This window comes from Myxococcus sp. MH1 (assembly GCF_059738865.1).
Map to the genome: position 1 here is coordinate 295,573 of NZ_AP026947.1, position 25,739 is coordinate 321,311.

20 protein-coding genes are annotated in these 25,739 nt (G+C 71.8%); 11 read left to right on the forward strand and 9 right to left on the reverse strand.

Annotated elements, in window-relative coordinates; translation table 11 throughout:
* Position 1: 1 nt before the first annotated feature.
* Positions 2-2,857 (reverse strand): PAS domain S-box protein, encoded by a 2,856-nt coding sequence (locus tag AC6JA9_RS01150; RefSeq protein WP_223782095.1) that lies wholly within the window; start codon positions 2,855-2,857, stop codon positions 2-4.
* A 291-nt stretch (positions 2,858-3,148) separates the two neighbouring features.
* Here AC6JA9_RS01150 and AC6JA9_RS01155 point away from each other — a divergent pair, with 291 nt between their 5' ends.
* Positions 3,149-4,828 carry a sensor histidine kinase gene (locus tag AC6JA9_RS01155; protein WP_497958962.1) on the forward strand — a complete coding sequence of 560 codons (1,680 nt, stop codon included), beginning with the start codon at positions 3,149-3,151 and terminating at the stop codon, positions 4,826-4,828.
* A gap of 1 nt (position 4,829) precedes the next feature.
* Here AC6JA9_RS01155 and AC6JA9_RS01160 read toward each other — a convergent pair whose 3' ends face one another.
* Together AC6JA9_RS01160 and AC6JA9_RS01165 are read right to left on the reverse strand one after the other, a co-directional pair.
* Positions 4,830-7,361 carry a sensor histidine kinase gene (locus AC6JA9_RS01160; protein ID WP_497958963.1) on the reverse strand — a complete coding sequence of 844 codons (2,532 nt, stop codon included), beginning with the start codon at positions 7,359-7,361 and terminating at the stop codon, positions 4,830-4,832.
* 99 nt (positions 7,362-7,460) lie between these two features.
* Positions 7,461-7,976 (reverse strand): GreA/GreB family elongation factor, encoded by a 516-nt coding sequence (locus AC6JA9_RS01165; RefSeq protein WP_141330071.1) that lies wholly within the window; start codon positions 7,974-7,976, stop codon positions 7,461-7,463.
* 177 nt (positions 7,977-8,153) lie between these two features.
* Here AC6JA9_RS01165 and AC6JA9_RS01170 point away from each other — a divergent pair, with 177 nt between their 5' ends.
* The 4 genes from AC6JA9_RS01170 to AC6JA9_RS01185 all read left to right on the forward strand — a co-directional run bounded on the left by AC6JA9_RS01170 (position 8,154) and on the right by AC6JA9_RS01185 (position 12,498).
* Entirely contained in the window at positions 8,154-9,635 is a 1,482-nt protein-coding gene (locus AC6JA9_RS01170) for a DUF6891 domain-containing protein (RefSeq protein ID WP_497958964.1), read from the forward strand.
* A 145-nt stretch (positions 9,636-9,780) separates the two neighbouring features.
* On the forward strand, positions 9,781-11,106 hold the full coding sequence (locus AC6JA9_RS01175) for an IS701 family transposase (RefSeq protein ID WP_223752272.1): 1,326 nt from the start codon (positions 9,781-9,783) through the stop codon (positions 11,104-11,106).
* 129 nt (positions 11,107-11,235) lie between these two features.
* On the forward strand, positions 11,236-11,517 hold the full coding sequence (locus tag AC6JA9_RS01180; protein WP_141330090.1) for a rhodanese-like domain-containing protein: 282 nt from the start codon (positions 11,236-11,238) through the stop codon (positions 11,515-11,517).
* A 54-nt stretch (positions 11,518-11,571) separates the two neighbouring features.
* Positions 11,572-12,498, forward strand: coding sequence for a DMT family transporter (locus AC6JA9_RS01185; RefSeq protein ID WP_223751979.1), 927 nt, complete (start codon positions 11,572-11,574; stop codon positions 12,496-12,498).
* A gap of 41 nt (positions 12,499-12,539) precedes the next feature.
* On the opposite strand, the gene AC6JA9_RS01190 is transcribed toward AC6JA9_RS01185, so the two are convergent.
* The 3 genes from AC6JA9_RS01190 to AC6JA9_RS01200 all read right to left on the reverse strand — a co-directional run bounded on the left by AC6JA9_RS01190 (position 12,540) and on the right by AC6JA9_RS01200 (position 14,468).
* Positions 12,540-13,469 carry an alpha/beta fold hydrolase gene (locus tag AC6JA9_RS01190; RefSeq protein WP_223751978.1) on the reverse strand — a complete coding sequence of 310 codons (930 nt, stop codon included), beginning with the start codon at positions 13,467-13,469 and terminating at the stop codon, positions 12,540-12,542.
* 327 nt (positions 13,470-13,796) lie between these two features.
* Positions 13,797-14,042, reverse strand: coding sequence for a hypothetical protein (locus tag AC6JA9_RS01195; RefSeq protein ID WP_223751977.1), 246 nt, complete (start codon positions 14,040-14,042; stop codon positions 13,797-13,799).
* A 207-nt stretch (positions 14,043-14,249) separates the two neighbouring features.
* The gene (locus AC6JA9_RS01200; RefSeq protein WP_483579325.1) at positions 14,250-14,468 is read right to left on the reverse strand and encodes a hypothetical protein; all 219 of its coding nucleotides are present in this window, start codon (positions 14,466-14,468) and stop codon (positions 14,250-14,252) included.
* A gap of 259 nt (positions 14,469-14,727) precedes the next feature.
* Between AC6JA9_RS01200 and AC6JA9_RS01205 the strand changes: the two genes are divergently transcribed.
* Both AC6JA9_RS01205 and AC6JA9_RS01210 read left to right on the forward strand, forming a co-directional pair.
* Positions 14,728-16,032, forward strand: a complete 1,305-nt coding sequence (locus AC6JA9_RS01205) for a phytoene desaturase family protein (RefSeq protein WP_473570884.1) — start codon at positions 14,728-14,730, stop codon at positions 16,030-16,032.
* A 4-nt stretch (positions 16,033-16,036) separates the two neighbouring features.
* Complete coding sequence (locus AC6JA9_RS01210; RefSeq protein WP_497958965.1) at positions 16,037-16,996, forward strand: sigma-70 family RNA polymerase sigma factor; 960 nt, start codon at positions 16,037-16,039, stop codon at positions 16,994-16,996.
* A gap of 22 nt (positions 16,997-17,018) precedes the next feature.
* On the opposite strand, the gene AC6JA9_RS01215 is transcribed toward AC6JA9_RS01210, so the two are convergent.
* Positions 17,019-17,834 carry a prolipoprotein diacylglyceryl transferase gene (locus AC6JA9_RS01215; protein WP_267698513.1) on the reverse strand — a complete coding sequence of 272 codons (816 nt, stop codon included), beginning with the start codon at positions 17,832-17,834 and terminating at the stop codon, positions 17,019-17,021.
* Between the two features lie 473 nt (positions 17,835-18,307).
* On the opposite strand from AC6JA9_RS01215, the gene popC reads away from it, so the two are divergent.
* From popC to AC6JA9_RS01235, 4 genes are all read left to right on the forward strand, one after another.
* Positions 18,308-19,735 (forward strand): subtilisin-like protease PopC, encoded by a 1,428-nt coding sequence (popC, locus tag AC6JA9_RS01220; protein ID WP_141330969.1) that lies wholly within the window; start codon positions 18,308-18,310, stop codon positions 19,733-19,735.
* 63 nt (positions 19,736-19,798) lie between these two features.
* Positions 19,799-20,212 carry a PopC secretion inhibitor PopD gene (popD, locus tag AC6JA9_RS01225; RefSeq protein ID WP_046710407.1) on the forward strand — a complete coding sequence of 138 codons (414 nt, stop codon included), beginning with the start codon at positions 19,799-19,801 and terminating at the stop codon, positions 20,210-20,212.
* A gap of 283 nt (positions 20,213-20,495) precedes the next feature.
* Positions 20,496-20,939 carry an SRPBCC family protein gene (locus AC6JA9_RS01230; RefSeq protein WP_497958966.1) on the forward strand — a complete coding sequence of 148 codons (444 nt, stop codon included), beginning with the start codon at positions 20,496-20,498 and terminating at the stop codon, positions 20,937-20,939.
* A gap of 202 nt (positions 20,940-21,141) precedes the next feature.
* On the forward strand, positions 21,142-23,499 hold the full coding sequence (locus AC6JA9_RS01235) for a lytic transglycosylase domain-containing protein (RefSeq protein ID WP_497958967.1): 2,358 nt from the start codon (positions 21,142-21,144) through the stop codon (positions 23,497-23,499).
* A 57-nt stretch (positions 23,500-23,556) separates the two neighbouring features.
* Here the strand turns inward: AC6JA9_RS01235 and AC6JA9_RS01240 are convergent, their stop codons facing one another.
* Together AC6JA9_RS01240 and AC6JA9_RS01245 are read right to left on the reverse strand one after the other, a co-directional pair.
* Positions 23,557-24,303, reverse strand: a complete 747-nt coding sequence (locus AC6JA9_RS01240; protein ID WP_223751970.1) for an SDR family oxidoreductase — start codon at positions 24,301-24,303, stop codon at positions 23,557-23,559.
* Between the two features lie 217 nt (positions 24,304-24,520).
* Positions 24,521-25,738 carry an aminotransferase-like domain-containing protein gene (locus AC6JA9_RS01245; RefSeq protein ID WP_267698510.1) on the reverse strand — a complete coding sequence of 406 codons (1,218 nt, stop codon included), beginning with the start codon at positions 25,736-25,738 and terminating at the stop codon, positions 24,521-24,523.
* Position 25,739 lies beyond the last annotated feature (1 nt).

Genomic DNA, 25,739 nt, shown 5'->3' on the forward strand with positions numbered 1-25,739 from the left:
GTCAGGCCTCCGGAGGTCGCAGGCGGACCAGGTCATCCACCACGCGCCGCACGCGCCCCTCGTCGAAGGGCTTCTCCAGGAGGAGATTGGGGATGCTCGCCAGGAACTCGCGGGCGCCCGTGGTGAAGGCGCCGCCGGACACGAAGACGAAGCGCCCCTCCAGGCCCGCGTGCGCGCGCCGCACCAGCTCGTACACGTCGCGCCCCGTCAGGTCCGGCATCATCACGTCGCACAGCACCGCGTCCGGCTTCAGCCCCTGCTCGAGCAGCTCCAGCGCCTGTCGCCCGCTGCACGCCACCTCCACCTCGTGGCCGCGCAGGATGCGCTGAAGCACGCGGCCCACGGCGGGCTCGTCGTCCACCACCAGCACGCGTCCCCTCGGCGGACCCACCGGCGCGCCCGAGGGCTCCGGCGACGTGGCCACCGCGCGCGCCTCCGGCTCCGTGGTGGGCAGCACGACGCGGAAGGTGGTGCCCCGGCCCGGCTCGCTCTCCACGGTGATTTCACCGCCCAGCCCGTGGACGATGCTGTGACAGATGGACAGGCCCAGCCCCGTGCCCACGCCCACGGGCTTGGTGGTGAAGAACGGGTCGAAGATGCGGTCGATGACCTCGCGGGCGATTCCCACGCCCGTGTCCTGCACCTCCACCACCACGCGCGACAGCCCGTCCCGCCGCGTCGCCAGCCGGATTTCGTGCCGGTGCGCGGAGCCCTCGGGGATGGCCTGCGCGGCGTTCACCACCAGGTTGAGGAACACCTGGCTCAGCTTGCCCTCGTTCGCCATCACCGAGGGGATGTCGCCGTACTCCCGCTTCAGCTGCGCGCGGTGGCGGATTTCATTCGCCGCCATCATCGCCACCGACTCCAGCACCGTGTGCACGTCCAGCGGCGACACGCGCTCCTCGTCCGGACGGGAGAACGTCTTCAGCTGGCGCACAATCTGCCGCACCCGCTCCGCGCCCTCGCAGGCCTCGTGCAGCACCTCGCCCCACTCGGCCAGGTCCGGCTCGCCGCGCAGCCGGGCCTGCAGCGCCGCGGCGCCGTCGCCCGGGGGCAGGTTTCGGCGGAACTCGTCCGACAGGAAGCTCAGGTTGGACAGCACGAAGGCCAGCGGGTTGTTGATTTCGTGCGCGATGCCCGCCGCCAGCGTGCCCACCGAGGCCAGCCGGTCCGCGAGCGTCAGCCGCGCCTGCAGCTGCCGCTGCTCCGTCACGTCGCGCGCGATGGACACCACCGCGGGCTGTCCGTCGAAGCGCAGGGGCAGCGAGACGACCTCCGCCACGCGCGTGCGCCCGTCGCGCCGCACCAGCCGCCGCTCGCCCGTGAGCGCGCCCGCGCGCACCGCCTCCACGCCGCGCATGTCCTTGACGAACTCGGAGAGCTGACGGCCCACGAGCTGCTCGGCCCGCTCGAAGCCCAGCGTGCCCACCAGCGCCGCGTTCGCGTAGACGATGTGCCCGTCCCGCTCGATGGCCGCCGCGTCCGGCACGCCCTCCAACAGCGCGCGGAAGCTCGCCTCGGACAGCCGCAGCGCCTCCTCCGCCTGCCGGCGCTCGGTGATGTCGCGCGCCAGGCCCTCCACCGCCACCATGCGGCCCATGGCGTCCGTTACCGGCACCACCACGTGCTCCAGCCACAGCATGCGGCCGTCCGGGTGCAGGTAGCGCACCGTCACCGGCGCCCCCGCCGACGCGCGCGGCGCCTCGAGCAGCTGCTCCAGCGCGGCGCGGTCCTCCGGGTGCACGCGCCGGTACCACAGGTCCGCGTCGCCGTAGTGCGCCACCGGCCCGTAGCCCAGCTTCGCGTGCGCCACCCGGCTGACGTAGACGAAGCCCCGGGGCGCCTCGCGGCGGTACAGGTACAGCACGTCCGACGCGTTCTCCGCGAGCTGCCGGAACCGTCGCTCACGCTCGCGCAGCGCGCGCTCCGACTCGCGCCGCTCCAGCGCGACGGAGATGGCGCCCGCCGCGGCGGACAGCAGGTCCACCTCCAGCCGGTCCCACCGCCGCGCCTCCGAGCAGTTGTCGAAGCCCACGAAGCCCGTCAGCGCCCCCTGCACGCGCAGGGGCAGCACCAGGATGGAGAGGATGCCCTGCGGGTCCAGCAGCGCCCGCTCCACCTCGGGGAAGCTCGCCACCAGGCCCTCGATGACATCGCCCCGCGACAGCGTCGTCTCCCAGCGCTCCAGCACGGGCACCATGGGCACGTTCTGCAGGTCCGGGTTGTCGATTTCCGCGTGCACGCCCGGCGCGCACCACTCCGCGCGCTGGCTGCACATCCGCTCACCGGATGGGCCCGGGTGCAGGTCGAAGACGTAGACGCGGCTGGCCCCCGCGGCGAGCCCCAGCGACGACAGCACGGAGCCGTACAGGTCTCCGCCATCGCGCACCGCGAGCAGCCGCTGCTGCATCTCCACCAGCGCCGTGAGGTAGCGCTCACGCCGCGCCAGCGCCCCGTCCGACGCCTTGCGCTCGGTGATGTCGTTGAGCGTGCCGGACGTGCCCACCAGCTCGCCGTCCTCGCCCACCATCACCCGGCCGAAGACCTCCACCCAGCGGAAGCCTCCATCGCGCGTCAGGTAGCGCACCTCGATGCGCACGTGCTCCACCTCGCGCGTCATCAGCCGGCGCAGGTTCTCCCGACAGGGCGCGTGGTCCTCCGGGTCCACGAAGTCGAGGAACGACTTGCCCAGCGACACGTCCACCGCGTGGCCGGTGATTTCCGTCCACGCGCGGTTGAGGAACGTCCACCGGCCCTGCACGTCCGTCTGGAACACCACCTCCTTCAGGCTGTCGATGACGAGCCGGTAGCGTCGCTCGTGTGGAGTCCAGTCTGGCCTGGGGGGCGGCGTCTGCATGTTGAGGCTCGAGGAAGTGGACGGCGCTCATCCGGACGAGGAGTCCGGACGATGTGCAACTATCCAACGATTCAGGATTTCCTGCAGTCCAAGCAAGGGGGCTGGCCTGACCCCGGGGCAGGGATTCGGACCGCGTGCCGTTGGATGTTGTGCGAGGGCGGGGAGTTGTCTTCCTTCAGGCGGGTGGGGATGCCACCATGCCACGAGCGGAAAGTCCCTGAACTCATGTCCTCTGGCCGCGCCCAGCTTTCTTTGATTCATCAGGCGCTCGCGGAACGGGCGGAAGCCCGGTTGAGCGATGCGGCGCTGCGCCTGCTCGTGGAGCAGACGGGCGAGGCCGTGCTGCTGATGGATGCGACGGGCCGCGTGCTCGCCTTCAACTCCGAAGCCGGGTCGCGCTTTCGTATTCCCCCGCCCGAGAGAATCGAGCCTCACGGCAATCTTCCAGGCTGCGTCTGGGTTCGGTTGGACCAGGGCGGTGGGGTGCCCGCGGTGTCACCGCTGTCCCGGGCGCTCGCGGGCGAGGGGGTGCGCGACGAGCGCTGGGGCCTGCGCCGTCCGGACGGCACGCGGGTGGTGCTCGAGGGGAGCGTGTTCCCGGTGGGGCAGGAGCCCGGCGCGAAGCCGGCCGGCGTGCTGCTGCGCGCGCGGGAGGTGATGGAGGAGCCGCGGCTGGACGCGATGCGCGCGGCGCGGCTGCTCGCGGAGGCGGGCGCGCTCCTGGCCGCGGAGCTGGAGAACGAGGAGCGGGTGGAGCCGCTCTTGCGGCTGCTCGTGCCCACGTTGGCGGACGCGGGGGTGTTCTTCCTGGGGGCCGGCGGCGAGGCGGTGCGCGCGGCGGCGGCGGTGCACGCGGAGCCGGAGCGCCACGTCCTGCTGGTGGACATGCTGCGGCGCTACCCGCCGGACCCGCTGGACCCGCGCGGGCTGCCGGCCCTGTTCCTCACCGGGCGCACCGAGCGGGTGGCCGAGCTGTCGGACGCGCACGTGGAGGCCCTCACCCGGGACTCCGAGCACGCGCGGCTGTTCGCGCTCCTCGGGGTGACGCGCTACCTGGGCGTGCCGTTGGTGGCGCGCGGACGCGTCATCGGCGCCCTGGCGCTGTTCCGCTCGGAGGGGGCGCCCGCCTTCGGTGACGAGGAGGAGCGGGTGGCGGAGGAGCTGGCGCGCCGGGCGGCGCTGTCCCTGGACAACGCGCGGCTGTTGCGCGAGGCGCGCGAGGCGGTGCGGCTTCGCGACGAGTTCCTGGGCATCGCCAGCCACGAGCTGAAGACGCCGCTGACGCCGCTGCACCTCAAGGTTCAGCTGCTCCAGAAGCAGGTGGACGTGCTGGCCGCCCACGGCAAGCCCGTGTCCGCCGAGCGCGTCTCCGAGACGCTGGACGTGGTGCAGCGCCAGGTGCGCAAGCTGACCAGCCTGGTCGACAACTTGTTGGACGTGTCGCGCATCACCGCCGGCCGGCTGAAGCTGGAGCTGGAGGAGATGGACCTGGCGAGCGTGGCGGCGGAAATCCTCTACCGCTTCGCGCCGTCCGCGGCCCAGCTCCACTGCTCGCTGGAGATGCACGCGCCGGTGCCGGTGCTGGGGCGGTGGGACCGGCTGCGGCTGGAGCAGGTCGTCACGAACCTGCTGTCCAACGCGCTGAAGTACGGCGCGGGCCAGCCCGTGCGCCTCACGGTGGAGGCGGACGGGCGCACCGCGCGCCTCACCGTGGAGGATGGCGGCATCGGCATCTCCGCGCAGGACCTGCCGCGCATCTTCGAGCGCTTCGAGCGCGCGGTGAGTGACCGGCACTACGGCGGCCTGGGGCTGGGCCTCTACATCACCCGGCAGATTGTGGAGGCGTTCGGCGGCACGGTGAGGGCCACGAGCGCGCTGGGGCAGGGCTCCACCTTCGTGCTGGAGCTGCCCCGGGGCGACATCCCGGACGAGTGGCTGTCCGTGCCGGGCGCGCCCGAGCCTGGGCCCTGAGTCACGCGGCCGCGTCGGACACGGCGGGCGGCGCGACGTTGCGCGGCAGCCGGACGTGGAACGCGCTGCCCTGCTGTGGCCCCGGGCTCTCCGCCCAGATGGTGCCGCCGTGGCGCTCCACGATTTCGCGGCAGATGAACAGGCCCAGGCCCAGGCCGCCGTAGTGGCGCGCGGTGGCGTTGGAAGCGCGCGCGAAGGGACGGAACAGCCCCGCCAGGCTCTCCGGGGGGATGCCGATGCCCTCGTCCTTCACGTGCACGTGGATGCTGTCGGGCGCCTCCTCCAGCGTCACGCGGACCAGGCCCCCCTGGGGCGAGTAGCGCACGGCGTTGCTCACCAGGTTGGTGAGCACCTGGTCCAGCCGGGGCGCGTCCCAGTCGCCCTCCACGGGGTGCTCGGGCACGCGCAGCTCGAAGGTGACGCCGCCCTCGCCGCGCAGCTCGAAGCGCTCCATCACCTCGCGCAGCACGGGCCGCAGGTCCACGCGCTGGCGCTCCAGCTCGAAGCGTCCGCCCTGGATGCGCGCGGTGTCGAGCAGGTCATCCACCAGCCGGGCCAGCCGCTCCGTCTGCCGCGCCATGGAGCGCAGCGCCTTGAGCAGCCGCTCGCGCTCCGGGAAGTCGCCGCTCTTCTCCAGCCGCTGGAGCGTCAGGGCCGCGAAGCCCTTGAGCGGCGTGAGGGGCGTGCGCAGCTCGTGGCTCGCCACGCTGAGGAACTCCTCGCGCGCGCGCACCGCTTCCTTCAGCTCCGCCTGCGTGGCGCCGGTGCGGTCCGCCATCTCGTTGAAGCCGCGCGCCAGCTCTCCCAGCTCGTCGTCCTCCTCCACCTCCACGCGGCGGGTGAGGTCGCCCGCGGCCAGGGCGGCGGTGGCCTCGCGCAGCGTGCCCAGCCGGCGGATGACGTCGCGCGCGACGAGCTGCGAGAGCGCCAGGGCCAGCAACACGCCCATCAGCACCAGCCCCACCACGGCCGCGCTCATGCGCGTAATCGCCGCGTACGCCACGCCCAGCTCCTGCGTCACCACGACGCTCCAGGGCGAGCCCTCCACGGGCGCCTCGGCCGCGAGCACGCGCCGGTCCGCCGCGTCGAACGCCTCCAGCACGCCGCCACCGGGCCGCGCCAGCTCCTCCTGCAGCGCCTCCGGCAGGTGCGCGGAGCCCAAGAGCTGGGCGCCCGGCGCGGTGTCCCGGAGGATCTTCTGTCCGCGCCGGTCCAGCACCTGCACGCGGAAGCGGCGCGACGCGGGCGTGGCGGCCTCGCTCAGCCGCTCCAGCGAGAGCAGCCCCACGAGCAGGCCCCGGCGCGCGCCGTGGAGGTCGAGCTGGAAGGGCAGGGCCACGGCCACGAGCGGCTTGTCGGGCGGGCGGGTGAAGGGCAGCGACAGCGGCAGCTCCCCGGGCGCGGGGGCCTGGGGGAACAGCTCCCGCATCTGGAAGCCCCAGCCCTCCAGTCCCTCGGAGGTGGCCAGCACCGTCGCGCGCTCGTCGAGCACCAGCGCGGCGTGGAAGGTGCGCTCGCGCGCGGCGAGGTTGGAGAGGTACGGCCGCAGGGACTCGCGCTCCCCGCTCATGAGCGCGGCGCGGAAACCCGGTGACTCCAGCAACAGGTACAGCGATTCGCGCGAGTCATCCAGGTAGCGCCGGGTGAAGTCCGCCTCGCCCGCCGCCGCGTAGCGCGTGTCGTCGCGCACCTGCTTCTCGATGGCCTTCTGCGCCAGGTACGCGGCCAGGCCCCCCAGCGCGAGCAGCGGCACCAGGCCCGCGAAGGCCAGCCCGCGCAAGAGCTTCCAGCCCACTGTGCGCGGCGCGCGCGGCCGCCAGCTCACCGCCTGCGCGACACACGCGAGCGCCAGCACGGTGTAGACGCTGGCGCCCAGCCACGACGCGCCCCGCGCCAGCGCGTACGCCAGCAGCGAGAAGGGCACCGCGAGCACGCCCATCAGCAGCGCGGGCACGCGCGGGTGCAGCCAGCGCGCGGGCAGGAGCAGCCCCACGCCGCCCGCCGCGAAGAGCAGGCCCACCAGCGGCCGCAGCGGGGCCAGGTGCGCGTAGACGGACAGCGGGAAGCGCTCCGGCACGGACAGCAGCGCCACGCCGAACGCGGTGCCGGTGAGGGCGGCGAGCCCCCGCAGCATGGCGCGCTGGCGCAGGGCGGGAATCCCCTCCAGGAGCAGCCCGACGAACAGCAGCGGGTACAGCACGATGCCCGTGAGGCTGCCGGGCAGCACGTTGAGCACCCACCAGTACAGCGCGATGGCCACGCCCAGGAGCAGGCGTCCGCCCACGTCCAGCCAGCGCGGCGCGCGCGGATACAGCAGGGCGCCCATCAGGGCGATGCTGCCGGTGAGGTACACGACGCCCAGCAGCCGCACGTACGGGTACAGGGGCCGGAACGCGGCCACCCGGAACTCGTAGGGCACGTACGTCATCAGCACGCCGAACAGCAGGCCGATGAGCGCCGCGGGCCAGGTCAGCGGCAGCAGGGTGGCGGAGTCGGGCGCCTCGGAGGCGCGCGCTGTGGGGAGTGGGGACATCTTCCCGGATTCAGGCGTGGCCGGGCCCATGGTTCTAGTGCTCCCTCGCCGAGCGTCGGGGGCCTGACACCCCGGACGACCAGGGCGGGACACCCGGCGTCAGGCGACCTCGAGCACCGTCCACTCGCGCACCTCGCCCGCCAGCGTCACTTCGATGGTGTCTCCCGCCTTGCGGCCCATGAGCGCGCGGCCCACCGGGGATGCGGGGGTGATGACGGACAGGAAGCCGTCGCCGCCGGGGCCCGTCAGCTCCGTGCCCGCGCCCACGGGCAGCACGAAGAAGGTCCGCTCCGCGAAGCCCTCCTCGTCCTCGGTGCTGACGTCCACCAGCGCGCCCAGTCCCACCGGGCCCTGGCGCGAGAAGCGCGGCATGGGGGCCTGGCCGAAGTGCGTCAGCGCCTGGAGCTCCTCCTGCACCCGGCGGGCGCGGTTGGCCTGCCCCGTGGCCAGGCTGCCGAACTCCAACGCCGCGCGGCCGTCCTCCTTCTTCTCCGACTCGGTGGCCAGGCTGCGGGCCGCCTCGCGAGCCTCGGCCTCGGCCCTGTGGGCCAGCCGGTCGCTCTGCTGGAGGCGCTCGGCGAGCTGGAGGAGCAGTGCCTGCTTGTCGAGTGACATGATGGCACAGAACTGTAGCGCGCCTGGGCACCGGCTCCAGTTTTCCGTCGCCACCGGGTACCTGCTCGCGGCCTCGCGCCGTGTGGGCCGATGCGACATCCCGTGCACCTGGGCGTTCTTCCTCGTGGCAAGCCCGTACACGGCCCGTGCCCACACCCACCGGGAAGGACGCGACAGATGGAGAACGAGGAGCTGCGGGGGCACATCCGCGAAGTCGCTCGGGAGGTGCTGGGCGAGGCGCTCTCGCTGGGCGTCACCACCTGGCACGCGCCGCCTCGGGGCTACGTCAACGTCGACGAAGTCGACCCGGACACGGGACAGGTCGCCTTCCGCACCCTGACGTCGACGCTGGGCGAGGTGCACCTGCGGCTGTGGGCGAAGCAGCAAGGCCTGCTCGAGGAGGTCGAGGCGCTGGCGAAGCGGCTCAGGGCGCTCGCCCCGCGTCCTCCGTCGGAGCAGGAGCAGTGGGAGCTGCGGGTGCTCGCGCTGGCGCAGGAGGTCCTGGAGCCCGCGGGGCACGACGCCGTGGTCGAGTGGCGGGGGGACGGCCATCTGGAGGTGGGCGTGCACACCTTCGACAGGCGCGAGTGGCGCTTCCAGCTCGAGACGCTGGCGACCACGCGCGGGGATGTCCCGGAGCCGGGATGCGCGCGGCGATTGGGGCTGGAGGCCCAGGCCCTGGCGCTGGCGGCGAAGCTGGGGGCGCTGGGATTCCAGGCGATGAGGGACCCGGAGCCCGAGGACGAGGCCGCGCGGGTGCCGGGCGTGGTGGAGGCGGTGCTCGAGCAGTTCGAGTACGGCCACCACCCGTTGAACAGCCTCTTCGACTACCTGGGCATGCCGGACTGGGATGAAATTGACGACGACCGGCTGCGGCGTCGGGTGCTGGAGCAGGTCTGCGCGCACGTGCGGGCGCGCGCCGAGGAGGAGAAGACCTGGCCGGACGTCATCCCCGCGGACCGGCTGGAGGCGGCGTTCGACGTGCTGCGCGCGCGGGGCTTCGTGGCGGAGATGTCCGCGTCCACCACGATGAGCGGCGGGTGGGAGGTGTCGCGCGAGCTGGCGGACCTGCGCCGGGAGCAGGGCGAGACGATTGTCGGCACGGTGTTCTTCGACCATCAGGACGCGGCCTCCGCGATGGAGGGCCACCCGCTGCACCTGGCCTATGGGCTCGTCAACGACGCGGAGGACGACGCGCGCGAGGACGAGCGCACCGAGGCGGAGGACGCGAAGGTGAGCGAGGACGCGGCGGCGGTGGGGCGCACCATCGTCGAGGTGCTGCGCGAGCACGGCTTCACGCCGGAGTGGAGCGGCGACGCCAGCAGCCGAATCACCCTGAAGCCGGCCTTCGTCTGGCGGCGTCGGCGCGCGCGGGTGGACACCGCCGAGACGTGGTCCTTGGGTGAAGGCAACCGAATCCTGGCGCTGCTGGTGGAGTTCCTGCCCAGGCTGCGCGCGTTCGAGTTCTTCCCCGGGGACGGCGTGGGGGTGCACGAGCTGCGCTCGGACAGCCTGCGCGAGCTCACCCTTTGCTACGACCGGGAGGAGGCTGCGAAGGACGCTCTCGCCACGGTGGTGGCCCAGGCGCGCGAGCGCTTCCCCGCGCTCCAGTCGCTCACGGTGAGGGCGGGCGGCTTCGAAGAGACGGTGGAGCTCTGACTCGACTTTCGCCCTTTTGGGGTGGGATGCCCAAGCAGGGGGCCGAGAGGAGAGAGGGCTGAGGGTTGGTAAAGAGCGGCCATCGAGACCAGCTGAGAGAGGTGTCCGGCAAGACACGCCTCTTCCAGCACCTTCGAGGTCTGCGATGGCCGCTTCCCATTTGTATGCACTGCTTCGAGTCCTGCAGCTGGTTCGGCCGGCGTTCACCGAGCCCTCGTTCCTCCGCTTCCTGGTGCTGTTCGCCGGCTGGGTGTGCAGTGGAGGCACGCACGCCGTTACCGAGGCGCTGGTGGCCGCAGGAGTGTCGGGCGTGCAGCACCATGCGGCCTTCCATCGCTTCTTCTCCCGGACGCGGTGGAGTACGGACGAGGTAGGCCGACTGCTCCTGTTGAAGCTGGCGGCATTGGGACCCGTGCGGTTGGTACTCGATGACACCCTTTGCAGTCACAAGGGGCCGAAGGTTTTCGGCCTGGGCAGTCACCTGGATGCGGTTCGCTCCACCCGGGCCATGCGCGTCTTCTGCTTCGGCCACGTCTGGGTGACGCTCGCGGTGCTGGTGCACGTGCCCTTTGCTGCGCGCCCCTGGGCACTGCCCGTTCTCTTCCGGCTCTACCGCACCCAAGCCGAGTGCCAGAGGAGGGACATCCGGCACCGGAAGAAAACGCAGTTGGGCCGAGAGTTGGTTGAGCGTGTCCTCAGCTGGCTGCCAACGGGCCCTTTGGAACTGGCCGCGGACGAAGCGTACTCATGCAGCACCCTGCTCAAGGGGTTGCCGCAGCGGCTCGTCTTCGTCGGAGCCATGCGTCCAGATGCAGTGCTGACGCGCCCGCGCGTGCACCGCTGCCGCTCGCGGAAAACGGGCCGCTGGCTGACGCGTGACGTGCCGGTGCCCAAGCCCGAGGCCCTTGCCAGAGATTCAGCACTCCCCTGGATGCGGCTGACAGCCCAGCTCTACGGCCGCTCGCAGCAGGTGGACTACAAGGAGGTAGTGGCCCGGTGGAGGAGTGCTGCCGGCGAGCGGATGCTCAAGGTGGTCGTCGTGCGGATGACAAGTGGAAGCCGCCCCCTGCGAGTCTTCTTCTGCACCGCCCCCTCCCTGTCTGCCCTCGAAGTGGTGGAACGGTATGCCTTCAGGTGGAGCATCGAAGTGCTCTTCCGGGACTTGAAGCAACTGCTTGGCTTCGCCGACTCGCGGGCCCGCCGTCGCCTGGCCGTGCTTCGCACCGCTCCCTTCGCTGGCTTGAGCTACACCCTTCTCGTCCTCTGGTACCTGGAGCTCACCGCCAGCTGGCAACAGATGAGGTGGCCTCTGCGCCCCTGGTACACCACCAAGACCACGGTCAGCTTCGCGGATGTCCTCCGCCTGGCTCAATCCTCCCTGGCCCGGGCCCGCTGGCATTCGCCGCGTCGACTTCGCGCCAACTTACGTGCTGCCTCTCGCGCCCCGCCATCTCTGGAGAGCGCGGAGTAGACCGCCGCGCTCTCTCCCTCGCTCTAAAATGGCGAAAGTCGAGTCTGAGCCGGGGGATGTGCCTTGAAGGGAACAGGACCCGCGCGACGAGCGAGCCCTGCCCCGGGCAAGTAGGGCATGCTGTCGCCCATGACGCCCCAGGAACTGTCACAGAAGGCCCGGCAGCTCGTCGCCGATGGCGCGGTGCTGCTGGACGTGCGCACCCCTCAGGAGTTCCAGCAGGGACACCCCGAGGCCGCTCGCAACATCCCCGTGCAGGAGCTGCCCCAGCGCGTCAAGGAGGTCGGCCCGCCCGGCACCCCCGTGGTGGTGTACTGCGCCGCCGGAGGCCGCAGCGCGGTGGCCACACAAATTTTGCGCGCCAATGGTTTCCCGGACGTCTTCGACCTGCGCTCGGTGAACAACTGGTGACCGCGGGGCCGTGCGAGGCCTGGGCCCCGCGCGACGCGTGACAAGGCGGGCGGCATGGAGCAGCGTGCCGTCGCTCCCGTCATGAACCGCACCGCTGGTTTCCTCATCGTGGCCCTGTCCGGTGCGTGCTTCGGCGCGCTCGGGCTCTTCGGGCGCCTGGCCTACGCGGCCGGCGCGGACGTCTCCACGCTGCTGTTCCTGCGCTTCACGCTGGCGGGCTCGGTGCTCGGCGCGGTGATGGTGGCGATGCGCCAACCGCTGCCCAAGGGGCGCCTGCTGGTGTCGCTCATCCTGCTGGGCGCGGTGGGCTACGTGAGCGAGGCGGGCGTGTACTTCGCCGCGCTCCAGCACGCGCCCGCGGGGCTGGTGGCGCTGCTCTTGTACTCGTTCCCGGCGCTGGTGGCCCTGCTCCAGGTGTTCGTCTTCCGCGAGAAGCTGGGGCGCATCAAGTGGGTGGCGGTGGTGCTGGCCCTGTGCGGCACGGGGCTCACGGCGGACCTGAGCCAGGGTGGGGTGACGCCGCTGGGGGTGACGCTGGGGCTGTTGTCCGCGCTGCTGTATGCCGTGTACGTCGTCACCAGCGCGCGCGTGGCGGGCCGCGCGGGGCCGCTGGTCTCCAGCACCGTCATCCTGATGTCCGCGGGGCTCACCTTCGGACTGGCGACGCTGGTGAAGGGGCCGTCCTTCCCCACGACGACGCTGGGCTGGGCCGCGGTGGTGGGCCTGTCGCTCATCTCCACCGTGGCCGCCGTGTTCCTCTTCTTCCTGGGCATGGCGCGCATCGGCCCGGTGAACACGTCGCTGGTGTCCAACATGGAGCCGCTGACGGCGGTGGTGCTGAGCGCGCTCTTCCTGAACGAGCGGCTCAGCCTGCGCCAGGGCCTGGGCGGGGTGCTCATCCTCACGGCCGCCGTGCTGCTCGCGCGCTCGGATGTCCCGGGGCAGAGCCTGAAGCCCGAGGGCGCGGATACCACCGCGTGAGGCACACCCGCCGGGAGTGCCTCACGCGGGCCGTCGAGGGACTACCGCGTCACGCGCTTGATGAACTGACTCACGTCGCGCACGAAGGTCCGCGGCAGCTCCGCGTGGGGCGCGTGGCCGGTGTCGGGGTAGAGGATGAAGCGCGCGTCGGGCAGCGCATTGACGAGCGCCTGCTGCTGCGCGACGGGGAAGAAGCCGTCCTGGTCTCCGCCCACCACGAGCACGGGCACGCGGATGGAGCCAAGGCGCTGGGAGTGGTCCTCCGCGATGAGCCCGTCGAGCGAGTCCTGCCACACGCGCGCGGGGACCTTCAGGCTCTCCGACACGAGCGTGTCCAGGTAGGAGGCGGGCACGGGGCGCACGAAGGTGCTCGACTGGAACTCGCGCACGAAGTCGGGGTCGACGGTGCCCACCTGCTCGTCGACGACGGACTTCAGGCCCAGGGCCACCTCGTTGCCCGCGACGGTGGGGGCCGAGCCCACCAGCACCAGCGCCTCCACGCGGCGCGGGTGGTCCAGCGCCACCTGCTGCGCGATGAAGCTGCCCATTGAGTGGCCGACGAGGATGGCGCGAGGCTCACCCACGGCGTCGAGGAAGGCCGCCACATCCGCCGCGAAGTGCTGCTGCGTGTAGCAGCACGCGGGGCGGGACGAGTCGCCGTGGCCGCGCTGGTCCAGCGCGTAGATGTGCAGGTCGCGTGAGAAGCGCGACAGGTTCAGGTCCCAGGTGTGGTGCGAGTCCGTGTAGCCGTGCAGGAAGACGACGGCGGGGCCACGCCGCGAGCCCTGCTCCACATAGCGGAGCGTCACGCCGGTGCGCAGGCGGATGGAGCGCTCGCGGGGCGCGGAGGACAGCTCGCTCGACTGCGTCAGGCTCTCGGTGTCCGCGGGAGCCGCGGCGGGCTCCGCCTCGGGCGCGGGGCCGCAGGCGAGCAGGGGAAGCGTGAGCAGGGCGGCGAGGAGCGTCTTCATGGATGCGTGCCTTGTCCAGTCCCGGCGGGGAATCCGCCGTGCACGCATCATCCTACGACTACCTCTGACATTGCCTCGGTTGTCACGACGTGTGGGGTCGTCTTCGCTCCAGGTCCGAGGTGAAACAGACCCGGTCGAGATGTCTCACGCCACTCGGAGCGGAAGGTTCTTGTCGCGGCGAAATCTGTATCAAGTCCGTGTCGCGAACCTGGCTTGACGATGCGCGAAGACGACGTCTCGAAGGGCCAGGTCCGCACGCCCATGACGTGCCGCGACGTAGGGCGGGGCCACGGTTTTCAGCGATGGGCCGCGCTGGCGCGAAGCGCTTCAGGGCTTGTCGCTGGCGGTCTTGGACTCTTCTTGCTTCGCGTCCGGAGCATCCGAGGAGCGGTCCGGTCCGTACACGGGCTCGCTGGAGGGATTCGGCGGTGGCTCCTGGAAGGTCCGGCTGCCGCCGCGGTCGCTCGGGTGGCCGACCTCGTGTCCGGGGAAGAGCGCGCGGGCGAGCCACCAGTAGTTGCTGCAGCCCGTGAAGAAGAGACTGGCGATGACGGCGACGGCGATGTTTCGCATGGCATGCTCCAGCGGCGCTGAATCCCGCACCGTAACCGGGTTCGTCGCAACCGGCGCGGGATGGAATCGCCGGCGGGAAGGGCTCACGAGGGCCTGACACCCGAGCGGCGGAAGCTGCGCAACCCGCCCCTGTCGTCGGGCCGCGACGCGTCGCGTCCCAGGGCTCAGGCGGGCACCGTCGCTTCGTCGAGGCGACCGACCGGACGTTCAGGAGGCATCGTTGGAGGTCCGGGCGTCGGAGCCCGACGGCGAAGGGGCGGGGCCGTAGACGGGCTCATCGCTCGGGTTGGGGTCCGGCAGCTTGAACGGCTTCGCGCGCTTCGCGGCGGTGCGATTGCCGCCGTTGACCTGGATGCCGTTCACGTGGTTGCAGCCAGTGAGCAGCAGCCCGGTGATGATGACGATGTAAGAGATGGTGCGGCGCATGTCGTCCCCCTTCGCGAAGCGGGAGCCACCCTATCACCGACCCGCGCGCGCCCGACCAGGACGCGGCTCGGGTGGCCGTCCTCGACTGTTGGCGTTTCGTGGACGCGTGCGCGAGCCGCGGCGTTTCGCGCCTGGCCCCAAGGCCCGCATGCGGGCTGTTCGTCGAGGGGCGGCGCGGCCCGCTGTAACCTTTCGCCGCCCATTTTCGTGGAGTCGTCGAACGCCGGGATTTCCCCCGGCGGTGCGACGGAGGACGGACATGGAGGCGAAGAAGGTGGCGGTGGTGGGAGGAGGGCTGGGCGGCCTGGCGACGGCGGCGCTGCTGGCGCGCGGCGGCTGCGCGGTGACGCTGTACGAGCGCTCCAAGCACCTGGGCGGTCGCGCGCAGACGACGGACGTGGAGGGCTTCCGCTTCAACCTGGGGCCGCATGCGCTGTACCGGGCGGGGGCCGGCATGCGGGTGCTCGGGCGCCTGGGCGTGAAGCCGCGGGGCCGCGTCGCCGGAGAGTCGGGCGGCTCCTACGCGCTGCGCGCCGGCAGACTGCACACGCTGCCGCGCGGGCCCGTGTCACTCTTGACGACGGATGTGTTGCAGTTGAGCAGCAAGCTGGAGATGGCGCGGCTGCTCGCGAGCCTGCGCCGCGTGGACACGGAGCCGCTGACGCACGTGCCGATGCGCCAGTGGCTCGACACGCGCATGTCCCGGGAGGACGGGCGCGCCCTCGTCGCCGCGCTCGTGCGCGTGGCCACCTATGCCTCGGACCTGGACGCGCTGAGCGCGGAGGCCGCGGTGACGCAGGTGCAGCTCGCCATCGAGGCCGGCGTGCTCTACCTCGATGACGGCTGGGCCGCGCTGGTGGACGCGGTGGCCGCCGTGGCGAAGGCGTCCGGCGCGACGCTGGAGCTGTCCGCGCGCGTCGAGGGCGTGGTCGTCGAGCAGGGCCAGGTGCGCGGCCTCCGGCTGTCGGATGGCTCGGTGCGCGCGGCGGACGCGGTGGTGCTCGCGGGGAGCCCCAGGGACGTGGCGTCGCTGCTGCCCGAGGACGCGGTGCTCGCGAAGGAGGCGGAAGGCGCCACGCCCATCCGGGCCGCCACGCTGGAGCTGGGCCTGTCGCGGCTGCCCAGGAGCGAGTCCCTCTTCGCGCTCGGCGTCGATGGCCCATGGTACGCCTCGGTGCACTCGGCCTATGCCCGGCTGGGGCCGGAGGGCGGCGCCATGGTGCACGTGATGAAGTACCTGTCGCCGTCCGCCCCCGAGGCGACCGAGGCGGAGCTGGAGGCGGTGATGGACGCGCTGCAGCCGGGCTGGCGCGAGGTGCTCGTCGCCCGCCGCTTCCGGCCCGCGCTGGTGGTGAGCCACTGGCTCCCGACGGCGAGCACGGGCGGCCTGTCGGGGAGGCCCGCGCCCGCGGTGCCGCACGTCGCGGGCCTGTTCCGCGTGGGAGACTGGGTCGGCGGGGAGGGGATGCTCTCGGACGCGTCCTTCGCCAGCGCGGAGTCCGTGGAGCGCGCGCTGCTCCATCACGCGGAGGTGGCGCCGCGTCGCCTGGCGGTGGGAGCCTGAGGCCATGTCGGACCTGTCGCGAGGGGTGTTGGAGGAGGCGGCGCGCGAGCATGAGCGCTACCTCTGGGGCCTGTGCTACCGGATGACGGGCGTGGCGGCGGACGCGGACGAGCTGGTGCAGGAGACCTTCGCCCGCGCCCTCGCCTCACCGCCCGCGCGGCACGAGGAGCTGCGCCCCTGGCTGACGCGGGTGGCGGTGAACCTGGCCCGGGACTCGCTGCGCCGTCGCCGCCGCGAGGGCTACGTCGGCACGTGGCTGCCCTCACCCCTGGAGACGGGGGACGAGGAGGTGCCGCCCGCGGTGGAGGCGAGGCTGCCCGGAGGCGGCTCCACCGAGGGGCGCTACGAGCTGCTGGAGAGCGTCTCCTTCGCCTTCCTGCTGGCGCTGGAGGCGCTGACGCCCAAGCAGCGCGCGGTGCTGCTGCTGCGCGACGTGTTCGACTCCTCCGTGCGCGAGGTGGCCCAGGCGCTGGGCATGAGCGAGGCGCACGTGAAGGTGGTGCACCACCGTGCCCGGGCGGCCATGGCCGCGTACGAGGGCGAGCGCTGCGTGCCGACCAGGGACCTCCAGCAGCGCACGCTCGCGGCGCTGGAGGGCTTCATGGCGGCGCTGCTCGAGCGGGACGTGGCCGCGGCCGAGGCGCTCCTGTCCGTCGACGTGAAGGCGCTCTCGGACGGCCGGGGCGAGGTGCGCGCCGCGCTGGTGCCCGTGGTGGGCGCGCGCCGCGTGCTGACGTTCCTGACGAAGCTGATGGAGCTGCGCGGCTCGCCGCGAGCGGTGGAGCTGCAGTGGCTCAACGGCCTGCCCGCGCTGGTGATGATTCTCGCGCCCGCGAAGGACCCGATGCTCGCGACGCGGGCGGTGGTGCGCGTGGACCTGGGCGCGGATGGCCGCATCGCCCACATCCACTCGGTGCTCGCCGAGCGCAAGCTCGCGAACATCCGGATGCCCGAGCCCGCGTGAAGGGGCCCGGGCGTGGGGTGGCTCAGCCCGCGCGTCGGTGCGTGGGGTGGCTCGTGTGGGAGCCCTCGCCCGGCGCGGCGGCCTGGGCGCTCGGCTCGCGGCGGCGCAAGAGGCCCCACAGGCCGTAGGCCACCAGCGCGAAGCAGCCGTACTGCGCCGGCGTCATCCCGAAGTAGCGCGCGTCCACGTAGCTCATGTCCGTGGCGCGCAGGAAGTCGAAGCCGAAGCGGCACGCCGCGTACAGAATCGCCAGCAGCGGCAACAGCCGCCCCTTCATCTTCTCCACGTCCCGCAGCGCGTACAGCAGGCCGGAGATGGCGAAGAGCGCGATGGCGTCGTACATGCCCAGGTCGTGGCGGGGACCGTTGGGGAACGCCACCGCCAGGAAGAAGTCGGTGCGCACGCCCGGGTGGTCATGCACCGCGAAGCACCCCAGCCGCGCCACCGCCCAGCCCGGCGCCACGCCCAGCGCGAACGCATCCGCGTAGTCGTTGAAGCGCAGCTTGCGGTGCCGGAAGAAGAAGATGGCCGCGATGATGCCGCCGACGAGGCCGCCGAAGGACGACAGCCCATCCCAGACCTTCAGAATCTGGAACGGGCTCTTGGACAGCTCCTCCGGGTGGTAGAAGAACAGGTGCACCCAGTGTCCCACCAGCACGCCCACGCCCACGCCCCAGGGGGCGTAGTCGGCGAGCGGCGTGGGGTCCAACCCCTGGCGCTTCGCCTGGCGGCCAAGCAGGTTGGCGGCCAGCAGGATGCCCGCGGCCACGAAGATGCCGAAGGGCTCGATGGTGAGGGGCCCCAGCTTCAGCGAGGGGGCATGCCAGTAGGGAATCACGTCGATGGCTCCAGAGGACGGACCGTCCGCCCCACTTAATCCGTCGGGGGCGACGTAGGCGAACAATTGTGGGGACCCGAACTTCCCCCTCGCTCCGCCCTGTCGCCCGGACGGCCCGGGTCGGCTGGCGGACACCCCTCCTGTGCCGCTCCGAGCAGTCAGAGGGCCTCCTTCATACTTCCCGACGCTCCAGAAAGTCCCGCCAGGACCGAAACAGGGGGGCTCAGGCGTCTACAGCTTGGAAACCCTGCTTTAATTGTCAGGCCGGTCCTGTCCAATCTCACAATGGCTTCAGGGATTCCGGGAGGTCTCATCACGCCGGGCGGGAGGTCCCGGCAGCCGCGCGCCCAGCCAGCGCGCCTTCACATCCGCCGGGCTCGCGAGGCTCCGGGCATGGCGGACGCGGTCTGGATGCGGGTGGCCCTTGTCCGTCGCCCTCCGCGTTGCACGGTGGTTCAAGGAGTCGACAACCCATGAAGTCCTACCTGTTGGTCCCCAAGGAGTCCATCGAAACACAGGCCCGCGTCGGGCCTCGCGGCACGCAGCAGGGTGAGCGCGTGTTGCCGCGCACCACGGCGCTTCGCTTCACCGTCGCCAACCGCGCGCCGGACACGCTGTCGCTCCTGGGCCTGCGCTCGGCGACGCTGCCCGGTCCCCGTCCTCCCGTCAGCGGGCAGGAGGCGCGCAAGCGCGTCGCGAAGGGCTCGAAGGTGAAGCGCCCCACCACCCGTGGCGCGGACGCGACCACCCCGCCCTTGCCCGGCGCTCCTGTCTCGGAGCAGACGGGGAGCGAGGCGGGCAGCTTCCGCTTCATGCCGCTCATCGGCGCCACCATGGCCCACTTCTACTCGGACGCCACGGAGGCCGAGGCGCGCGGCGAGCTCGCCGCCGACTTCGAGTTCATCCCCGACGTGGTGCCCCTGTCGTTCCCCGGACCGGTGTCCGCCGGACAGTCCGGCCCGCGCAACCGGGGCATGAGCTCCCTGGCCGAGCGCGAGTGGCCCGAGGAGAGCGGTGTCCCCCTGGCCCACGCCCAGGGCATCCGCGGCGCCGGCGTGCTGCTCGGCGTGCTCGACACCGGCGTGGACGCCGACCACCCCGAGCACGCCGCCAGGGTCATCCAGTTCCGCTACGTGTCGCTGTTCCCCAACTCGCCGCACAATCCGGCGCGGGACATCCGCGGCTTCGACCCGGACGGCCACGGCACCCACGTGTGCGGCATCGCCGCGGGCACGCACCACGGCGTCGCCCCGGAGGTGGACCTCTACGTCGCGTCCGTCATCGAATCGGAGACCATCCGCACCAGCCTGGGCCGCGTGGCCGCCGGCATGGAGTGGCTGCTGCACCAGTTCAGCAGCCCGCAGAACGTCACCCGCCCCGCGGTGGTGAACCTGTCCCTGGGCTTCCCGCTCAAGCCGCCGCCGGGCATCTCGGAGGCCGACTACCGCCTCAACCAGCGCGCGCTGCAGACCATGATCCGTCGGCTGCTCGACAGCAACGTGCTGCCTGTTGTCGCGGCAGGTAACAGTGGACCCGACACGGTTGGTTATCCAGCCGCCTTTGACGAGTCCCTGGCCGTCGGTGCAGTCGACTTCGAGCGCAACGTGGCTCATTTCTCCGCCAGCGGTGTCGTGGAGCGCCGCGTCGTACCCGACGTCATGGGTTACGGAGTCAATGTGTACTCGAGCACCGAGCGGCGTTGTAACAACCAGGCGTTCTACGAACGAATGAGTGGCACCAGCATGGCGGCGCCTTATGTAGCCGGTATCGCGGCGCTCTATCGGTGCCGCGCCCCTGACTTGACGGCGCTCGAGGTGCGGGATTTGATTTTGGCCAATGCGGTCAAGCTTCCTCGCTCTGGTGGTCACCGAACGGGCAAGGGCCTGGCTGTCTTCAGGTGACGGTGGTGGGTCGAAACCGGGGTCGGCGCCAGTCGAGCGCCGGGCCCGGGGGAGGATGAGGCCATGAGCAGAAAGAATGGCGAACCCGGAGACGGCTTCGCGGCGGGGGTTCCCCGCGTCTCCTCGGGTGTGCGAGCCTTGCCAGGCATGGCCAGCGCGCGCACGCAGCCCGAGTGGATCGACATCACCGTGATGCCCCGGGAGACGCCCGCGCCTCCCCGCGCGCGCGCGCCCGCACGGCCCCCGCCCCTGTCACGGGCGGAGGTCCAACGGGCCGGGCTGGCGGAGAGCGCTCGCTTCCACGAGAGCTTCATGCGCTGGCTCGAGGCGCACCACCTCCTGGGCTCCGTGCGTTCGGTGAGCGAGCCGGGCTCCATGCCCATGCTCCACCTGCGCTGCGCGCCTCGCGTGCTGGACCAGCTGCGGCGCGCTCCGGAGTTCGAGGCGGGCGCGATGATGCCCGTCGACCTCTACTAGCGGTGGGTGCCCCTCGCCGTGCACCCCTGGTCTGGGCTCCCCATCCGATGTCCCGGAGGGCGGCCCGTGGTGGCTCGTTCCACCTGGCGGCGCGGAGAGCGAGTCCCGGCTTCCAATCCGGGGAACTCACGGTATCTCCGCTTGTTCCTGATTAACTTAGAAACTCGCGATTCGCCTGTCATCCCGCAATCGTCCCGGGAGGCATGTGAGCGTTGGCTTCACACCGGTGACGGCGTGGGTGTGACTTTGCAGTGGCCAGAAGCGAAGGGCGCGAGGGGGGTGGATGTTCCAGTTGAGGACCGAGGCCTTCATCGACGCGTCACCTGACGCCGTGTGGGCCGTGCTGTGTGACTTCAAGGCCTATCCCCTGTGGAACCCGTTGATGTTGGAGGCGCACGGGAGGGTGGAGGTGGGCGCGCGGGTGGCGATGAAGGCGCGCTCGCCGGATGGCTCGGGGCGGGTGTTCGGCTTTCGCGCCACGCTGACGCGGGTGGAGCCACCCATGAGGTTGGAGTGGACGGGCGGCGTGCCGGGGCTGATGTTCGGCCGGCACGGGTTCGAGCTGCGCCCCGAGGGCTCCGGGACGCGGCTGGTGCACGGCGAGGACTTCAGCGGCGTGGTGACGTGGTTCATGGGCAAGCCCCGGCGGGACGCGTTCCGGGCCGCCTATGAGGGGATGAACCGCGCGCTCGCGGAGCGGGTGAGGGCACTCTCCACCCCCGCGTGACGTCGTCTCCGGAGGCACCCTGGCGCAGGCGCACCCACGTGCGCGCGAGGGGGCTTCCGTTGGCTTTCTGGCAGTGACGCGCGGACACGTCGCGCGCGTGTATCGCCTGGACGACGGGTGCGCGTGTGGCGTGCGCGCAGCCCGGTCCCAACTCCGCCCGGCGTGCAAATCCTCAGCGGCCCGAAACGCGACGAGGGCATGCATGGATGGACGACGTCGGCTGCGCGCGAGTGCCATGGCGGTGTGCGTGGCGTGCGCGGGCCTGGTGGGCGGCGCGGGCTCCGCGTGGGCGCAGGCTCCCGAGGAGGGCGAGCCGGGTGAGGTGCTGTCGGAGGAGCAGCTCGAACAGCTCCTCGACACTCCCGCCGAGCAGCCCTCGGGCGCGGAGCTGTCCGTGGCGTCGTTCGGCCCGGAGCAGCTCGCGCCCTACTTCGCGGAAGGGGTTCTCGCGCGGGCGCATTCGGAGGTGCGGAGGGGACGCTTCGCGAAGGCGCGCGCGCTGCTCGCGGACCAGGAGCCCACGTTGCCGGTGCGCTTCCTGCGGGCGCAGAGCGCGCTGCTCGGCCGCGACTACTCAACTGCCGCGGAAGAGCTGTCGGCGCTGGCGGTGGACTATGTGCCGTTGAAGGACCACTGCCTGCTGTGGGCGGCGCAGGCGAACGAGAAGCTGCGCAGGTTGGAGCTGGCCGCCTCGCAGTACCGCGAGGTGAGCTCGGGCTCGCCGCTGTACGCGGAGGCGCGCTTCAGCCTGTCGCGCGTGCTGCAGCGGCAGCGGGACATCCCGGGGGCGCTGCAGGCGCTGCAGGAGCTCATCGACAGCCGACAGGCGCGGGGACCGGATGCGCTGCGGATGAAGGCGCTGCTGGCCATCTGTGACCTGGCGCGGGCGCAGGGGCTGTACAACGTCGAGCACCGCGCGCTGCTGGAGGTGTGGGCCACGAGCCCCCTGTCGCGCGAGGCGCAGCGCGCGAAGGAGCGGCTCAAGGGGCTGCCCTTGCCGCTCAAGTGGAAGGTGCGCCGTGGGGAGGCGCTGGTGGAGCTGCACCGGCACGGGCCCGCGACGGAGCTGCTCGCGGGGGTGATGTCCCAGGTGGACCCGCCGGATGAGCTGTCGTGTCGGGCTCACCTGGCCTTCGGGCGCGCGCTGCGCAAGGAGCGCCAGCACCGCCGCGCCATCCAGATGCTGACGCCGGTGGTGGAGAAGTGCACGTCGGCGGAGTACCGGCCGCAGGCGCTCTACGTGCTGGGCTATTCGCAGTCGGTGGTGGACCCGAGGTCGGCCATCACCACGTACGCCACGCTCGCGCGCGACTATCCCGAGCATGGGTACGCGGATGACGCGCTCTTCTTCGAGGCGTGGCTGCTGCAGCGCACGGGGCAGCTGGATGAGGCGCTCGCGCGCTACCAGGAGACGGCGGAGCGCTACCCGGCGGGCAACTTCGCGTCGGAGGCGCTCTTCCGGGCCTTCTGGCTGCACACGCGGCGCGAGGCGAAGGCGGAGGCGCTGTCGGCGCTCGAGGCGGTGGAGCGGCTGCCCGCGGCGTCGCGCACGGACGAGGCGCTGTGGCGGGCGCGGTACTGGCGCGCGCGGGTGCGCGAGCCCGTGCCCCTGACGAGCGCGACCGCGCTCGATGACTACGAGCAGCTGGCCACCGAGCGGCCCGCGACCTGGTACGGGATGCTGGCGCGCTCGCGGTTGGCGATGCTGGCGCCGGAGCGGCTGGGGCGGCTGTCGCCGGTGCCTGGGGCGAGCGGGGCCGCGGAGGAGCCCGCGGACGAGGTGTGGCCGCTGCCGCCGGGGCCGCTGCGTCACGACGTGCGCTTCGCGGCGGGCGTGGAGCTGTTGCGCTTGGGGCATCCGGGCGCGGCGGACGAGCTGCTCGCGGTGAACTCGCGAGGGCTGTCGGAGGCGCCGGCGCGGCTGCTCTACCAGACGATGGTGCGCACGGGGCGCAAGCGGGCTGCGCGGCAGGTGGCGCGCGAGTCGCTGCGGCGCGAGGTGCAGGGGCCGCTCAGCCCCGAGTCACGTCCGGTGTGGGAGGCGACGTGGCCGTTGGCGTTCCGCAACGTCATCCAGCGGTACTCGAAGGCGTCCAAGGTGGACCCGGATTTGATGCAGGGGCTCATCCGCGAGGAGAGCCGCTTCCGTCCCACGGCGCGCTCGTCCACGGGGGCGCTGGGGCTGGCGCAGCTGATGCCGGCGACGGCGAAGCAGGTGGCGCAGGCGCTGAAGCTGGGGGACGTGGGTGAGTCGAACCTGCTGCAGCCGGCGCAGAACGTGCGACTGGGCTCGGCGTACCTGGGGCAGCTGTTGCACCGCTTCGGTGGCAACGTCGCGTACGCGGTGGCGGCGTACAACGCGGGGCCGCACGCGGTGGACCGCTGGCGTCAGGCGCTGCCGCAGGCGGAGCTCGACGAGTGGGTGGAGCACATCGCGTTCGACGAGACGCGCGAGTACGTGAAGCACGTGCTCGGCAGCTACGGCGCCTACAAGCTGCTCTACACGGGGCAGCCGGTGATGTTGCACCCGACGAAGGTCGAGGCCGCCAGCCGGCGATAGCGGCGTGTGCGGCGCGTCTCCTCGGGGTGACGGAGACGCGCCCGCACTGCGACGGCCTTAGAAGCTAAGGCCGCCGTCGACGTCGATGGTGCGGCCGTTGAAGTAGTCACACTCGAGGATGAACTTCACGGCCAGCCAGATGTCCTCGGGCAGGCCGATGCGGCCCACGGGGATGGCGGAGACCAGCGCGTCGCGGGCCTTCTGGTTCATGCCCTGCGTCATCGGTGTCTCAATCATGCCCGGCGCCACCGCGCCCACGCGCACGCCGAACGGGCCGAACTCGCGCGACCACGTCACGGTGTTCGCCGCCAGCGCCGCCTTCGCGGACACATAGTTGGACTGACCACGGTTGCCGTGCCGGGCGATGGACGACATGTTCACCACGACGCCGGGCTTCTGGTCCGTCTCCACCATCTTCGCCACCACCTCGCGCACCATCAGCGTGGCGCCCGTGAGGTTGACGCCGACGACGGCGTTCCAGTCCGCGGTGGACAGCTTCTTCACCTCGCCCGTCGTCCGGTCCTTCTTCACCAGCAGCGCGTCGCGGAGGATGCCCGCGTTGTTGATGAGGCCGTTGAGCCCGCCCATCGCCCCGTGCGCCCAGGCCACGAACGACGTGATGTCCGCCTCCGACGACACATCCAGCTTGCGCCGGTGGATGCCCGCGGGCAGCGCCGCCAGCTTGTCCTCGGCCACGTCGCCCACCGCCACCTGCGCGCCCGCCTCCATCAGCCGCTGCGCGAAGTGCGCACCCATGCCCTGGGCGCCGCCCGTCACAATCACCTTCAGGTCCTTGAGCTGCATGTCTGTCTCTCTCCGGTGTGTTGGGGCGGCCTGTCGAAACCCACCTGTGGGCCCGTGCCGCCGGGAAACCCGCCGCCAAGGCTACGCAACCCGGCCCGCCCTGGCCAGCACCGATGGAGTTGAAACCTGAATCGACATTCAACTTGGGCGGAAACGAAAGCGCCGCGTCGGGTGTCCGACGCGGCGCGGCACGGTCTTGAGGTGTCAGGGGCGCGGCTTAGAGCGCGCCGGAGATGACGCCACCCAGCCGCTTCATGCCCTCGGTGATGAGCTCGGGCGGGCGGTTGGAGTAGTTGAGGCGGATGAACTCCGAGCGCGGGTCGCTGGCGAAGAACGGGCTGCCCGGCACGAAGGCCACCTTCTGGTCGATGGCGCGCGGCAGGAGCGTGTCCCCGCTCAGGCCGGGCGGCAGCCGGGCCCACAGGAACATGCCGCCCTCCGGGTGCGTCCAGCTGGTGCCCTGGGGCATGTAGGCCTTGAGCGCGTCCAGCATGGCGTTGGCGCGCTGGCCGTACACGGGCGTGAGCGCGTCCAGGTGCGCGTAGTAGTCGAAGTCCTTGAGCAGCCGGGACACCGCGCGCTGGGCGAGGGTGGCGGTGTGCAGGTCCGTGGACTGCTTGGCGATGGTGAGGCTGCGCACGAAGTCGCGCGGGCCCGCCACCCAGCCGATGCGCAGGCCGGGGGCCAGCGTCTTGGAGAACGTGCCCAGCGAGACGACGACGCCCTGGTCATCGAACGCGGCCAGGGACGGCAGGTGCTCGCCGCGGAAGCGCAGCTCGCCGTACGGGTCGTCCTCGAGGATGAGGAAGCGGTGCTGCTGGGCCAACTCCACCAGCTTCTTGCGGCGCTCCAGCGCCAGGGTGGTGCCCTTGGGGTTCTGGAAGTTGGCGACGATGTAGAGCAGCTTGGGCTTGCACGTGGCCAGCACCCGCTCCAGGTCATCCATGCGCATGCCCTGGTCGTCGCTCTCCACGGTGGCGAACTTCGCCTCGTAGCCGCCGAAGGTCTGCAGCGCGGCCAGGTAGCTGGGGTTCTCCACGATGACCAAATCGCCCGGGTCCAGCAGCACCTTGGCGACCAGGTCGATGCCCTGCTGCGAGCCGTTGGTGATGAGGACCTGGTTGGCCTCGCAGACGCGGCCCTTCCTGCCCAGGTGGCCGGCAATCCACTCACGCAGGGGGCCGAAGCCCTCGGTGGTGCTGTACTGGAGGGCGGCGGGGCCCTCGTCGGCCATGACCTGGGCGTGCGCCTGGGCGATGGCCTGGACGGGGAACAGCTCCGGGGCGGGCAGGCCGCCGGCGAAGGACAGGATGTCCGGCCGCTCGGCCACCTTGAGGATTTCGCGCACCGCGGACGTCTTGATGCGCGACATGCGTTGGGCGAGTCGCCAGACCGGCGGCGGGGGAAGGGGTGCGCTCATGGCATCGGCGCTCATC